The organism is Microbacterium sp. W4I4 (assembly GCF_030816235.1).
GTDB lineage: Bacteria > Actinomycetota > Actinomycetes > Actinomycetales > Microbacteriaceae > Microbacterium.
On sequence record NZ_JAUSXT010000001.1, the window covers coordinates 2,091,009 to 2,104,723 of the forward strand.

Annotated in this window: 10 protein-coding genes; 3 read left to right on the top strand and 7 right to left on the bottom strand. The window is 68.3% G+C overall.

The annotated features are described in order from the left end of the window. From QF046_RS09830 to QF046_RS09850, 5 genes are all read right to left on the bottom strand, one after another. Positions 1 to 1,320, bottom strand: coding sequence for an ABC transporter substrate-binding protein (locus QF046_RS09830; RefSeq protein ID WP_307369210.1), 1,320 nt, complete (start codon positions 1,318 to 1,320; stop codon positions 1 to 3). Positions 1,321 to 1,395: 75 nt separating this feature from the next. Then, positions 1,396 to 3,063, bottom strand: coding sequence for an amylo-alpha-1,6-glucosidase (locus tag QF046_RS09835; protein ID WP_307369213.1), 1,668 nt, complete (start codon positions 3,061 to 3,063; stop codon positions 1,396 to 1,398). Position 3,064: 1 nt separating this feature from the next. Then, positions 3,065 to 4,006 (bottom strand): carbohydrate ABC transporter permease, encoded by a 942-nt coding sequence (locus QF046_RS09840; protein WP_307369214.1) that lies wholly within the window; start codon positions 4,004 to 4,006, stop codon positions 3,065 to 3,067. Continuing rightward, positions 4,003 to 4,962 (bottom strand): carbohydrate ABC transporter permease, encoded by a 960-nt coding sequence (locus tag QF046_RS09845; protein ID WP_307369216.1) that lies wholly within the window; start codon positions 4,960 to 4,962, stop codon positions 4,003 to 4,005. The genes QF046_RS09840 and QF046_RS09845 overlap by 4 nt, the downstream gene beginning before the upstream one ends. A gap of 2 nt (positions 4,963 to 4,964) precedes the next feature. Then, positions 4,965 to 6,278 carry a sugar ABC transporter substrate-binding protein gene (locus QF046_RS09850; protein ID WP_307369218.1) on the bottom strand — a complete coding sequence of 438 codons (1,314 nt, stop codon included), beginning with the start codon at positions 6,276 to 6,278 and terminating at the stop codon, positions 4,965 to 4,967. 169 nt (positions 6,279 to 6,447) lie between these two features. Between QF046_RS09850 and QF046_RS09855 the strand changes: the two genes are divergently transcribed. From QF046_RS09855 to QF046_RS09865, 3 genes are all read left to right on the top strand, one after another. Beyond that, a complete protein-coding gene (locus tag QF046_RS09855; protein ID WP_307369220.1) occupies positions 6,448 to 7,380 on the top strand; it encodes a 2-hydroxyacid dehydrogenase in 933 nt (310 codons plus the stop codon). A 193-nt stretch (positions 7,381 to 7,573) separates the two neighbouring features. Beyond that, positions 7,574 to 9,235, top strand: a complete 1,662-nt coding sequence (locus tag QF046_RS09860) for a glycoside hydrolase family 13 protein (RefSeq protein ID WP_307369222.1) — start codon at positions 7,574 to 7,576, stop codon at positions 9,233 to 9,235. A gap of 97 nt (positions 9,236 to 9,332) precedes the next feature. Further along, the gene (locus QF046_RS09865) at positions 9,333 to 10,343 is read left to right on the top strand and encodes a LacI family DNA-binding transcriptional regulator (RefSeq protein ID WP_307369223.1); all 1,011 of its coding nucleotides are present in this window, start codon (positions 9,333 to 9,335) and stop codon (positions 10,341 to 10,343) included. Between the two features lie 33 nt (positions 10,344 to 10,376). Here QF046_RS09865 and QF046_RS09870 read toward each other — a convergent pair whose 3' ends face one another. Together QF046_RS09870 and QF046_RS09875 are read right to left on the bottom strand one after the other, a co-directional pair. Next, the gene (locus tag QF046_RS09870) at positions 10,377 to 12,650 is read right to left on the bottom strand and encodes a glycoside hydrolase family 3 N-terminal domain-containing protein (protein ID WP_307369224.1); all 2,274 of its coding nucleotides are present in this window, start codon (positions 12,648 to 12,650) and stop codon (positions 10,377 to 10,379) included. Beyond that, the gene (locus QF046_RS09875; RefSeq protein WP_307369225.1) at positions 12,647 to 13,714 is read right to left on the bottom strand and encodes an ABC transporter permease; all 1,068 of its coding nucleotides are present in this window, start codon (positions 13,712 to 13,714) and stop codon (positions 12,647 to 12,649) included. The genes QF046_RS09870 and QF046_RS09875 overlap by 4 nt, the downstream gene beginning before the upstream one ends. Position 13,715: the final 1 nt, after the last annotated feature.

Here is a 13,715-nt window from a genome sequence, read left to right on the forward strand (position 1 = left end):
TCAGCCGGCGACCTTCCGACCCGTCGAGTTGGCGATCTGCGCCGCGGCGTCGTCGAGCGCCTTCTGGGGGTCCTCGCCGTTCAGCACCGCTGCGGCGACGGCGTTGGAGACGGCGTCGGATGCCACCGACTGGTCGGAGGTGAACGTGATGGACGGGATCTGCGGCGTCAGCTGGGCGAACGTCTGGAACACCTGCTGTCCGCTGAAGTACTCGCTGGCCTGCTGGAAGTAGTCCGACTGCAGGGCCGGCAGGTGGGCAGGGAAGAGCCCCTCGTCCTTCATCATGCTCGCCTGGTTGTCGGTGTCGGCGAGCACGAAGGCCATGAAGTCGGCGGCCAGCTGCGGGTTCTTCGCCTGTGTCGGGATGGCGAGTCCGGAGCCGCCGTTGTTCGAGGTGGGTGCTCCGCCCGCCGCGAAGACGGGAAGGTCGCGCACGGCGTATTTCCCGGCGAGCTCGGGCGCTTCGCCCTCGAGCGTGCCGATCCACCAGACGGCCTCGGGTGTGACGGCGGAGTCGCCGTCCTTCGCGCTGGTGACGCTGGCATCCCAGCCCTTGGCGTTCTTGATCAGCCCCTTCTGCTGCATGGTCTGCAGCAGAGTGAGTGTGCGCACCGCCTCGGGCGAGTTCACGGTGATCTCACCGGCGGCGTCGAACAGGCCCTGCCCCTGCTGCTGCAGCATGATCGAGAACGGTCCACCCGAGGAGAGGTCGGCGGTCAGCAGCGTGTGGCCGGTCTTCGCCTTGATGGCCTCACCGGCCGCGACGAGATCGTCCCAGGTGGTGATGGATGCCGGATCGATGCCGGCGGAGGCGAAGTAGTCCGTGCGGTAGAACAGCCCCACCGTGCCGGAGTCCCAGGGGGCGACGCGCAGCGCGCCCTCGGCATCCGTTCCGGAGTGCCACTTGAACGGGTCGAAGTCGGCCTTCGCGTCGCCGAACACGGGCGTCAGGTCGGTGAAGCCCTTCGGGAACTGCGTCAGGTAGCTCTGGTTCTTGTCCGTCTCCAGCGTGATGATGTCGGGCAGCCCGGTGCCGGCCTGAAGCCCGACGGACATCTTGTCGTAGGCGTTGTCGTAGCCGATGTCGACGACATCGATGGTGGTGCCCTCATGGGTCTTCTCGTACTCCGCGCCGAGCCGCTTGAGAGCCGTCGCCGCGACGTCCCATGACCAGATCGTGATCTCGCCGGTCGCCGTGGCGTCCTTCTCGAGTTCGGCGCCGCCTGCAGCGGGTGCACCTCCGCCGAATGCACATCCCGACAGGGTGAGAGCCGCCGCCGCTGTCAGGGCTGCGGTCCACATCACACGTCGCTTCATCATGACCTCCTTGTCACACGTAATTGAATATTGAATACAGTACACGCATGGCGACGTGCCCGTGCCGACGTGACGCGCTCAGGTGAGGGCGACCGCCAGGTCCACGAACAGCGCGGCAGACCACCCGAAGGAGGTCGTCGCCCGCTCGGCCTTGAATCCGGTGAAGGGGTTGTAGTACTCGTGCGGGCCACCGCCGTGCACGACGAGGCGGGCGGTCTGCTCGCGGAGCTCGCGGGCGCGCTCCGCGTACCCCGAGAGCTCGAGCCCCTCGGCCACCAGGACGCTGGTGTTGATCCAGACAGGTCCGCGCCACATCCTCTCGGGAGAGAAGTCCGGGTCGTCGGCGGCGACGGTCGGCAGGCCCCAGTCCAGGCCGTAGCGGGCCGGGTCGTCGACGGCGTCGCGCAGGGCGTCACGGATGCCGTCCGGCAGCGTTCCGGTGCGCAGCGGCATGAGTCCCACGACGGTGTCGGAGCGGATCTCCTCCCCCGCCCCACGGGCGAGGAAGCGGCCGGTATCGGCATCCCACATCCCGTTCAGCAACTCCTGCGTGCGCTCCGCGCGGGCGAGGAAGCGGTCGGTGTCGGCATTCGGCTCGTAGCGACCGAGCAGAGCGGCGATCTCGCGGTCCTGGCAGACCAGATACGCGGCCAGGTCGGGAGCGGCCGTGGGGATCGGGCCGTCGAAGATCGGACTGTCATCCAGACCGGACGAGTACGGATGCCCGTACTCCGGCATCCCGTCGCCGTCCAGGTCCGAGACGGCGAACCACCAGTCCTGCGATCGGATCACCCGCCCCAGCTGTTCGCGGGCCCAGTCCGGGCGGTCCTCCGCCTCCAGCACCTTGCGCAGCGCCCAGGCCGCGAGCGGCGGCTTGGTGAGGGGCACCGGCTGCGACGGGTCGGCGATCTGCGAGCCCGCGCGACGCAGCGTCGCCCGGTCGCTCTCGGGCAGGTCGTCGCTGGTGGCGAGGATCCCCTCCTCGTGCACGACGTCGGGCAGCTGCCCGTCAGCACCGGGGAAGCGGAAGGCGATGTCCAGCTGCTCGCGGGCGAGCTCCGGGTCGCCGTGCCGCAGGCCGACGGCGATGAAGTATGCGTCCCACTGCCAGAGCCCGACGTAGCCGATCTTCGACGGCACGACCGCGCGCGCGTCACCGAGGGCGGGCAGCTCGACGATGTTCGCACCGAGCACCCACCAGCAGAACGCGGTCATCTGCTGCAGGTCCTCGCGCACCCGAGGGCAGCGCGCGAACCACTCCAGCCACAGCCGCTCGCTCTCGGCGAGCGCGGACTCGTGATCGCCCGGTTCGATCGCGATCGAACGGTCGGGTGCGATCCGGATGCGGATGCCGCCGCCGGCGAGCGGATGCCGCTCCACCCGACCGTCCCGATGCCGCAATGTCGCGTGTACGCCGTCGCTCCCCGCGACGCTCAGGGCAGCCGGACCGTCGAAGGCGAGGGTGGCGACGGCCGAGCCGGTCTCCGAACCGAAGGCGATCCGGTGCGGCTGCACGTCGCGGACCGGCAGCACGGCACCGGCGGCATCGGTGACCGTCACCTCATCCAGCACGCGGCAATCCTCGAGGCGTCTCTCGTACTCCGAGGTGTGCACCCGCACCCCGTCGTCGGCGCGGAACACCAGCACGCGCGAGCGCGGCAGGGTGAACGGCGCGGTGACCAGGTCGAGGTGGCGTCCGGCGAGGACTGCGAGCCGGGCGGCATCCGGCATGTCGGCATCCGTCATCTCAACGGCCGCCCAGACCGGACGCGGCCATGCTGTTGAGGATCTTGCGCTGGCCGATCACGAAGACGATCAGCATCGGGATCGTGGCGATCGCGGATGCCGCCATCACCAGCCCGTAGTTGATCGACCCGTGCTGGCCCTGGAACGACGTCAGCAGCAGCGGCACGGTGAACAGGTCCGGCGAGTTCAGCAGCACCAGCGGGAACAGGAACGCGTTCCACACGCTCAACGCCGTGATGATCGCCAGCGCCGCAAGACCGGGCCGCAGGTTCGGCAGCACGATGCTGAAGAAGGTGCGCAACCGGCCGGCGCCGTCGACCAGCGCCGCCTCCTCGAGCTCCTTCGGCAGCGAGAGCACGAACTGTCGCATCAGGAACACGGCGAACGGGTTGGCGATCATGCCCGGCACGATCAGGGCAAGGTGCGAATCGACCCAGCCGAGGTTCGACATCAGCAGATAGAAGGGGATCAGCGTCACCTGTGCAGGGATCATCTGCGTCGCCAGGAAGACGATGAACAGCACCTTGCTGCCGCGGAATCGGATCCGCGCGAAGGCGTACCCGGCCATCGACGCGGTGATGAGAGTGCCGACCACCACCAGCGCGGTGATGTACGCGCTGTTCAGGTAGGCCTGCCCGAACGGGACGGCATTCCAGGCATCGGCGTAATTGGAGACCGTCCATGGGTTGGGCAGGAACTCCAGCGGATTCTGCAGCAGCTGGGGAAGCGTCTTGAGCGAGGTCAGCAGCATCCAGATGAAGGGGAACACCATCGAGATGCCGGCCCCGACGAGAAGTATGTGCAGCACGACGGCACCGGTGCGGCGCCGCCCGGCGCCGCCGAAGCGGCGCGGGTGCGTGCCGGGGGCGACGATCGCGATCGTCGACTCCGTGGGCGGAGACTGACGCCCGTCGGTCAAGCGTGGTGTCGTGGTGCCGCTCATGCGGGATCATCCTCGTAGTGAACGAACTTCTTCTGAGCGGCGAACTGGATCGCGGTGATGACGAGCGTCAGCACCAGAAGGATGATGCTCGCGGCGCTGGACGGACCGAACTCGAATCGCCCGAAACCGAGATCGTAGATGTGGTAGACGATCGTGCGGGTCGCGTTGTCGGGGCCGCCGCCGGAGACCAGCACGTAGACGATGTCGAAGGTCTGCAGCGACGAGATGAACGCGATCACCGACGAGAAGAACACGATCGGCGAGAGCAGCGGAAGGCGGATGCTGAGCATCAGCCGCACGGCGCCCGCGCCGTCGATGCGCGCGGCCTCGATGACCGAGGGCGAAATGCTCTGCAGCCCGGCGAGGAAGATCACCACGTTCAGGCCCAGCGAGGACCAGATGGTGACGATGCACACGGCGAGCAGGGCCAGCCTGGGGTCCTGCAGCCAGTTCGGCGGATCGATGTGGAAGATCTTCGCGATGGTGGTGGAGAGCACCCCGTCGACGCGGAACATCTGCTGCCAGATCATCGCGATCGCGACGGTGGCGGTGACGACCGGGGAGAAGAACAGCACGAGGTACAGGGCGCGCGTCTTCAGCCGCTCGAGGGCGACGGCGACGATGACCGCCAACCCCAGACCGATCGGCACGGTGACGACGGCGATGATCAGGGTGTTGAGGATGGATCGTCCCAGCAGCGGATCCTGCAGCTGCGAGATGAAGTTGTCGAAACCTACCCAGCTCAGCTCACCGAGCCCGTCCCAGTGGGCGAAGGCGAGCACCAGGCTGGCCGCGAACGGCAGGACCACGAACAGTCCCATCCCGATCAGCTGCGGGCCGACGAAGGCGTAGCCCCACAGCCGGTCGCGGCGACGCCACGCCGCCTCTCGACGCAGGGGTGGGGCGGATGCCGCAGGGGTCGCCTGCGGCATCCGCTCCTCGGTGAGCTGAGTCACTCTTACTTACCCGACCGTTCCTTGACGAGCGTCGCCACGCTGTCGAGGCTCTGCTGAGCGTCGGTCTTACCCTCGTAGAGCTTCTGGAACTCCTCGGCGACAGCGACGGGCAGCCCTGGCACGCGCGCCTCGGCCGGGTAGTCCTCGAATCCGATGTCGCGCATGTCGAGGAAGGTCTGCGCGTGGGCGGGGTAGCCGTCCTCGAGCACGACCTCGTCGGCGCCCTTGATCGACGGCACCGCGTTGCCGCCGCCCTTGAGGCGGAAGACCTGGCCCTCCGCGGAGAGGAACTCGGTCCAGAAGGTGAACGCAGCATCCTCGACCTTGGTCTTGCCGTTGATCGCGAGGAAACTCGTCGCGACGCCGGTCGGCGCGGGCTCGCCGTCGGGCGTGGGCCAGCGCACGATGTCGTACGCGTCCTCGACCCCGGCGGACTTCACGGTGCCGATCGTGTAGCGCCCCTGCACGAAGAATCCGGACTTGTGCGTGACGAAGACACTGTCCGCACCTGCGCCGTCGGGCAGGGTGTCGGCGACCACGAAGGTGCCGTCCTGGAACAGGTCGCCCAGCTGCTGCATGGCGGCCACCGTGTCGGCATCCGTGTTCCCGACGAACTCGCCGCTGTCACTGTACGGGGCGTCGACACCCTGCGAGGACAGCCAGCTCCAGTGCGTGGCCCAGTAGTTCCAGAACATCGACCCGGTCAGCTTCGCGTCGTGCAGCTCTGCGTTCATCTCGAGGAACTTCTCAGTGGTCCATTCGCCGTTCTCGGCGAGGGTGGCCGGATCCTCGGTGACACCCGCCGCCTTCAGCGCCTCCTTGTCGTACCAGAGCACGTCGGGGTTGGAGTCGTTGGGGGCGGCGTAGATCTCATCGTCGTGCTCGGCGGCGCCGAACAGGCCGGGGAAGAAGTCATCGACCTTGGTCTTGCTGTTCTCCGAGTTCATCAGCGTCTTCAGCGGCATGAGGCGCTTGGAGTCGACGAACTGGCCGATCATGTCATCGCCCACGTAGAACACGTCGGGTGCCGTGTTGCTGGTGAGCTGGGCGAGGAGCTTTGAGTGGTAGTCGCCGTAACCGGCAACGGGCTGGAACTTGACTTTGATGTCCGGGTGGCGCTTCATGAAGTCTTCGTTGAATTCCGTGTACCGGGTGAGTTCGTCAGGCGTTCCCCAGGTCGACCACACGACCGTGGCGTCGCCGTTCGCGTCGACACCGCCGCCGCCTGCTCCCCCACCGCTGCATGCGGCGAGTCCCAGCGTCAATGCGCCGACGGCGACGCCTGCGAAGTACTTCAGATTCTTCGAGCGGGACATTCCGCCACCTCTCTTTCGTCATTGGAAGAGCCGGTCTCCCGGCGCTGTTCGATCTCTCAGTATTCTGTATACAGAACACAGAGATGTCAATATCCGTGACGGAGCCGAGACGTTCGTACCGTTGTCTGGGACTGCGAGCCCCATCACTCGCACGGACTAGGGTCGAGGTGTGAGCCTCCTCGTCACCGTCCCCACCGATCGTGTCGCCGCTGATATCGGCGCCCTGCCCGCAGACGTCGATCTTCGCGTCTGGGACCTGAAGTCGCCTGCCCCGGCCGAGCACATCGACATCGTCGTCCCGCCGTACATGGGTTCCACCGGCTCGCTGGATGCGCTCGAGGGGCTGAGCATCCGCCTCGTGCAGAGCCAGTCGATCGGGTACGACGGCGTCGCCGACATCCTCCCGTCCGGCATGCCGTTCGCGAACGCGGCCAGTGTGCACGAGCCGTCGACGGCCGAGCTCGCGGTGGGCATGATGATCGCCGCGCAGCGGCAGATCCCCCGTTTCGTGCGCGCGCAGGATCGCGGTGAGTGGGCGCCGGTCTTCGCAGAGAGCCTGGCCGACCGTCGAGTGCTGCTCGTCGGATTCGGCGGAGTGGGCAAGGCGATCGCGCAGCGCCTCGCGCCCTTCGAGGTCACCATGACCGCCGTCGCGCGCAGCGCGCGGACCGAGCGCGTCGAAGGCATCGGAGACATGGAAGTGCGCGGCATCGATGAACTGCCGACGCTGCTGGCGGATGCCGAGATCGTCGTGCTGAGTCTGCCGGGCACCGCCGAGACCCGCCATCTCTTCGACGCCGAGCTGATCGGTCGGATGGCACCAGGCGCACTGCTCGTCAACGTCGGCCGCGGGCCGCTCATCGATACGGATGCCCTCCTCGCCGCGCTGGACGACGGCCGCATCCGCGCCGCGCTCGACGTGTTCGAGCAGGAACCGGTCCCCGCAGGGCATCCGCTCTGGTCGGCCCCGGGCCTGCTGATGATCCCGCACGGCGGCGGCGCGTCCACGGCGATGAACCCGCGCATGGCGAAGCTGATCCGCACCCAGATCGAGCGGATGCTGGCCGGAGAGCCGCCGGTGAACGTCGTCATCCCCGGCTGAGCGGCGCGCGGCATCCACTCGCACCTCGCTTCTGAAGGATGTCTCCACTTCTGAAGGTCGTTCAGGGCGCCAGCATCCTCCAGAACTGCATTCGTCCTGAAAACGCGCCGCGAACCGCATCCGCCACGTCCGGATCGAACCGTTTCGATCCCTGCACTACCGCTACTGCAAGCGCTTACAGTAGCCTGGTGCCATGGCACAGCTCGAGCAGATCGCGTCTCCCGGTTCCGAATGGTGGCGCAGCGCCGTCATCTACCAGATCTACCCCCGTTCCTTCGCGGATGCGTCCGGTGACGGCGTCGGCGATCTCCCCGGCATCACCAGCCGGCTCGACGATCTGAAGAGCCTGGGCGTGGACGCGATCTGGCTGAGCCCGTTCATGACCAGCCCGCAGAAGGACGCCGGTTACGATGTCGCCGACTACCGCGACGTCGACCCGCTGTTCGGCACGCTCGCCGACTTCGACGAGATGCTGAACGCAGCGCACACCCGCGGCATCCGCGTGATCGTCGACCTGGTCCCCAACCACTCCTCCGACCAGCACGTCTGGTTCCAGCAGGCTCTGAACTCGGCTCCCGGCAGCCGTGAGCGCGCCCGCTACGTCTTCCGCGACGGCCGCGGCGAGAACGGCGAGCTGCCCCCGAACAACTGGGAGAGCGTGTTCGGCGGCGGCATGTGGCAGCGCGTGACCGAAGCCGACGGCACCCCCGGCCAGTGGTATCTGCACATCTTCGACGCCACCCAGCCCGACTTCGACTGGACGAACGAAGAGGTGCGCGAGGAGTTCCGCAGCATCCTGCGCTTCTGGCTCGACCGCGGCGTCGACGGCTTCCGCGTCGACGTGGCGCACGGCATGGTGAAGGAGGCCGGCCTTCCCGACTACGCGCCCGTCGCCGACGCCGACTCCATGGGTGGCGGCGAGCAGAACGTGCCGTACTGGGGCCAGGACGAGGTGCACGACATCTATCGCGACTGGCACAAGGTGCTCGGCGAGTACGACGGCGACCGCGCCCTGTGCGGCGAGGCGTGGCTGCCGACCCTCGAGAAGACCGCCCTGTGGGTGCGGCCCGACGAGATGCACCAGACCTTCAACTTCCCGTACCTGATGACGCCGTGGGATGCCGAGGCGCTGCGCGTTGTCATCCGCGAGTCCCTCGAGGAGTTCGGCAAGGTGGGCGCGCCCAGCACCTGGGTGCTCTCGAACCACGACGTCATCCGCCACGCCTCGCGCCTGGCGCTCACCGCCGACAGCCCGCAGGGCGAGGGCATCGGCCCGAAGTCGGTCGGCAAGCCCGACCCGGCCATCGGCCTGTCACGCGGTCGCGCGGCCACGACGCTCATGCTCGCCCTGCCCGGGTCGGCGTACGTCTACCAGGGCGAGGAGCTGGGCCTGCCCGAGGCGATGGAGATCCCCGACGAGTTCCGTCAGGATCCGACGTGGTTCCGCACGAACGGCGAGCGCTACGGTCGCGACGGATGCCGCGTGCCGCTGCCCTGGACGGCATCCGGCGACGCCTATGGCTTCAACGACACAGGTGCCTCCTGGCTGCCGCAGCCGGACGAGTGGGCGCGCTTCGCGCGAGACGTCGAGGAGGCTCAGCCGGATTCGACGCTGAACCTTTACAAAGCCCTGCTCGCCGAGCGACGCGCGCGCTCGCTGGGCTCCGGCTCCCTGGTCTGGGATGACGTGGATGCCGCAGCCGTGGCGTTCCACCGCGGCGACCTGCACGTGGTGGCGAACCTCGGCTCCGAGCCGATCGAGCTGGGCGATGGCGTGACCTTCGTCATCCGGAGCGAGCCGTTCGCCGGCACCGCGCTGCCGCCGAACACCGCCGCCTGGTTCACCCGGGCCTGACCAGAACCCGTCTATATGGCGCAAACTGCCCTGATTCGCGAGAAACTGGGGCGGTTTGCGCCATATAGACGGGCAGTGATGGGAGGAAGGGGCCGACATGGTGAGCATCGATGAGGTCGCCAAACTCGCAGGAGTCTCGACCGCGACCGTGTCGCGTGCGCTCAGCGGCCGCGGACATGTGTCGCCGGCCTCCCGCGAGCGCGTGCACATCGCCGCCGAGGCCCTCGGCTACGTCGTCTCCTCACGGGCGTCCAGCCTGGCATCCGGCCGCACCCAGAACGTGGGTGTGATCGTGCCGTACCTGGACCGATGGTTCTTCAGCACGGTGCTCTCCGGTGCCACCACCGCGTTGATGCGCGCCGGCTACGACATCACGCTCTACAACATCACCGCCGATGCCGCGGTGCGGCACGAGGTCTTCTCCACCTTCCTGCGCCGGCAGCGGGTGGATGCCGTCGTCGCCGTCTCGATCGAACTGGACGCGGACGAGACCGATCAGCTGCTGGCTCTCGGCCTGCCCGTGATCGCGATCGGCGGCCCGCATCCCCGGTTGCACACGCTCAACGTCGACGACACGGCCATCGCCCGGCTCGCCACCGACCACCTGCTCGCGCTCGGACACCGCGAGATCGCGCACATCGGGGCGAACCCCGAGTTCGACATCGACTTCCACATCCCGACCCAGCGGCGGCTCGGCTTCGAGCAGGCGCTGGCGGATGCGGGGGTCGTCCCGAACCCGGCATTCCTGGAGCCTGCGGACTTCACGGTCGACGGGGGTTTCCGTGCCGCCAAGCAGCTGCTCGGCAGACCGGGCCCGCGGCCGACGGCCATCTTCGCCGCGTCCGATGAGATGGCGATCGGCGCCATCCTCGCCGCACGCGACCTGGGCTTCCGGGTACCGCAGGATCTCTCGATCGTCGGCATCGACGGACACGAGCTGGGCGAGTTCTTCCAGCTGACCACGGTCGACCAGTTCCCGATGGCGCAGGGCGAGCGTGCCGCCGGTGCGATCCTCGCTCAGCTCGAGGGCGTGGATGCGCCGGTCAGCGGCGACCTGCCCTTCGAGCTCATCGTTCGCGGCACGACCGCCCGCCTTCAGGAGCCGTAACCGCGGTCCGCCCGCCGCGGGTGAGATCTCGCCTCACAGGACGGTGAACTCCGCCGCCAGCAGATCCTCCTCGCGCGACGACGGCCCCACGAGCAGCGTGAAGTCGCCGGCCTCGACGACCCGGTTGCCGACGGCGTCCACGATCGTGCACGCGCTCACCGGCAGCTCCAGCGGCACCTGCACCGACTCCCCCGGCTGCACGGTGACCTGCCGGTAGGTCTTCAGTTCGCGCACGGCCCAGCTGACCGAGGTCACCTCGTCGCGCACGTACACCTGCACGGTCTCGGTCGCCGGTCGCGCGCCGGTGTTGGTGAGGGTGACGGATGCCGAGATGACGTCGTCCGCCCCGAGCGCCGTCGACGCCAGCGTCAGGTCCGCATACGCGACGGTCGTGTACGACAGACCCTGCCCGAACGCCCAGGCCGGCGCCTGACTGAGGTCGGCGTAGCGGTCGCCGTGCTGACCGCGGATCTGGTTGTAATACGTCGGCTGCTGTCCGGCGTGTCTGGCGAACGAGATCGGCAGCCGGCCGGACGGTTCGATGGCGCCGGTGATCAGCTCGGCGATCGCCCGACCGCCCTGCATGCCCGGGTTCGCGGCCCAGATCACCGCGGCGGCGCGCTGAACGGATGCCGGCAGCACCAGCGGCTTGGATGCCATCAGCACGACGATCACCGGGGTGCCGGTCTCCACGAGCGCGTCCAGCAGCGCGATCTGCCCGCCGATGAGCTCCAGCGTCGCGGTGGAGCGCCCCTCACCGTAGAGTCCGCGGGCGTCTCCGACGACGGCGATCACGGCATCCGCGTCACGGGCCGCGGCGACCGCCTCGGCGATCTGCGTCGCATCGGCAGGGACGGGCCGCACCACAGGCGGGCGCGGCTGACCGTCGGGCCAGGTGGCACCCGCGGGGTCGGGCTCGAGGGTGAGGATGTCGGCGCCACGCGCGTGCACGACCTCCCACGGGGCGACGTCGCGCATCCCGTCGAGCACGGTCGTGATCATCTCGCGCGGCTGACCGTCCAGCCAGCCGGCCTGGCCCGAGCCGCCTGCCCAGTCGCCGAGCTGCTCCTGCGCGTCATCGGCGAGTGGACCGACCACGGCCACCCGGCCGGTGTGCTCCGGCGAAGGAGACCCGCCATGCGGGGCCGGCGAAAGGGGAAGCGTCCCGTCGTTCTCGAGCAGCACCAGCGAGCGGCGGGCGACCTCGAGGTTGAGGTCGGCATGGGCGGCCTGACCCACCACGGCCTCGAGACCGTCCTGCGGCATCCGCGGGTCCTCGAACAGCCCGAGCTCGAACTTCAAGGTGAGGATTCGGCCCACTGCCGTGTCGAAGTCTTCGGATGCCAGCATCCCCCGCGCCACGGCCTCCAGTGCCCCCTCGAAGAATCCCGGCGTGTTCATGACCATGTCGTTGCCGGCCTTCACCGCCGCAGCGGCCGCGTGCGCGTAGTCGGGCTGCACGTGCTGCTCCCATACCATCCGCCCGACGTTGTCCCAGTCGGTGATGAGAGTGCCGGTGTAGCCCCACTCGCCGCGCAGCACGTCGCTGAGCAGCCAGTCGTTGACCGTGATCGGCACGCCGTCGGTGCTCTGGTAGCCGAGCATGAAGGTGCGGCAGCCTTCGCGAGCGACCCGCTCGAACGGCGGCAGGAACCACGAGCGCAGCTTGCGGCGCGAGATGTCCGCCTCGCTGGCATCCCTTCCACCCTGCGTCTCGGAATAGCCGGCGAAGTGCTTCGCCGTGGCGAGGATCGCCGTCGGATCGTCGAGACCGTCGCCCTGATAGCCGCGCACCATCGCTGAGGCGAGCTCGCCGATCAGGTGCGGATCCTCGCCGAACGTCTCGTTCACGCGGCCCCAGCGCAGGTCGCGCGCGATGCAGAGCACAGGCGAGAACGTCCAGTGGATGCCGGTGGCCGCCACCTCGACGGCGGTGGCGCGGGCCACCTTCTCGACCAGGGAGGCATCCCACGACGCGGCCATGCCGAGCTGGGTCGGGTAGATGGTCGCACCGGGCCAGAACGAGTGGCCGTGGATGCAGTCCTCCCCGACCAGCAGCGGGATCCGCAGACGCGTCTGCAGCGTGAGTTCCCCCGCCGCGAGGATGCGATCGGGCGAGGTGTGCAGGATCGACCCCACGTTGCGCCGCAGCACGTGGTCGGCGAGGTCGTCGCGTGCATCGAGCTGGAGCATCTGCCCGACCTTCTCGGCCACGGTCATGCGCGAGAGCAGATCGGCGACGCGGTCGGGTATCGGGAGGGACGCGTCCTGGTAGGGGGCGCGGGTCGACGTGGTGGAAGTGCTCAACGTACAGGTTCCTTCGGATCGTTCTCGTATGTCTGCGGTGCACTCGAGGTGCGCGCGGCGGAGGCCGGGTCTGGCCGCACGACGGTGACCGCGTCGTTCACGTCGAGCCCCTTCTTCTTCATGGCGCGCGCCCGCTCTCCCGCCGACCGCAGCCGCGGGTTCACGTACTCGTCGATGCCGAAGTTGATCAATGCGAGGGCGACGCCGATGAAGGCGATGCACAATCCAGGCGGCAGGTACCACCACCACTGGTTCTGCCGGAAGGCACCCTGCGCCGACGCCCAGTTCAGGATGGTTCCCCAGTTGTAGGTGTTCACCGGGATCACGCCGATGTACGACAGTGTCGTGAGTGTCAGGATGGCCGCGGTCACTGTGCCGACGAAGCTCGCGGCGATCAGCGCCATCAGGTTGGGGAGCATCTCCACCGTGATGATGCGCCGGAGCGGCTCGCCATTGGCGCGGGCCGCCTGAATGAAGTCCCGGTTTCGCAGCGACATGGTCTGCGCGCGCAGCACACGACCGCCCCACGCCCACCCGGTGATGCCCAGCACGGCCGCCACCAGCCACAGCGGCGGGTCCTCGAACATGGAGGCGACGATGATGATCAGGGGCAGGCCTGGGATCACCAGGAACACGTTCGTCAGCGCCGACAGCGATTCGCTGCGCCAGCCGGTCAGGTAGCCGGCGATCACGCCGATGGTGATGGCGATGACGGTGGCGATGATCGCCGCGAGGAAGCCGACGACGATGATTCCGCGCGTGCCGTGGATCACCTGGCTGAGCACATCCTCACCGATATGCGTCGTGCCGAGCCAGTGGACGGCCGACGGCGGCTGGAAGCGTGCGGTGTTGTCGACCTTGGTGGGCGGGTACGGTGCGATCACATCGGCGAAGATCGCGACGAGCACGAAGAAGCCGAGGATCACGAGCCCGGCGATCGACTTGCCGTTGCGGAACATCGCGAAGGCCGAGACGATCCGGGTCCAGAACGACGCCTGACGCGGTTCGTCGAGAGGCTTTGCGGTGCGCACGGTGAGCGTGGCGTTCTCTGCGGGAGGGGTCATG

Coding starts and splice junctions, on each gene's coding strand:
- QF046_RS09830 (WP_307369210.1), bottom strand. CDS start 1,320: ATGATGAAGCGACGTGTGATGTGGACCGCAGCCCTGACAGCGGCGGCG.
- QF046_RS09835 (WP_307369213.1), bottom strand. CDS start 3,063: ATGACGGATGCCGACATGCCGGATGCCGCCCGGCTCGCAGTCCTCGCC.
- QF046_RS09840 (WP_307369214.1), bottom strand. CDS start 4,006: ATGAGCGGCACCACGACACCACGCTTGACCGACGGGCGTCAGTCTCCG.
- QF046_RS09850 (WP_307369218.1), bottom strand. CDS start 6,278: ATGTCCCGCTCGAAGAATCTGAAGTACTTCGCAGGCGTCGCCGTCGGC.
- QF046_RS09860 (WP_307369222.1), top strand. CDS start 7,574: ATGGCACAGCTCGAGCAGATCGCGTCTCCCGGTTCCGAATGGTGGCGC.
- QF046_RS09865 (WP_307369223.1), top strand. CDS start 9,333: ATGGTGAGCATCGATGAGGTCGCCAAACTCGCAGGAGTCTCGACCGCG.
- QF046_RS09875 (WP_307369225.1), bottom strand. CDS start 13,714: ATGACCCCTCCCGCAGAGAACGCCACGCTCACCGTGCGCACCGCAAAG.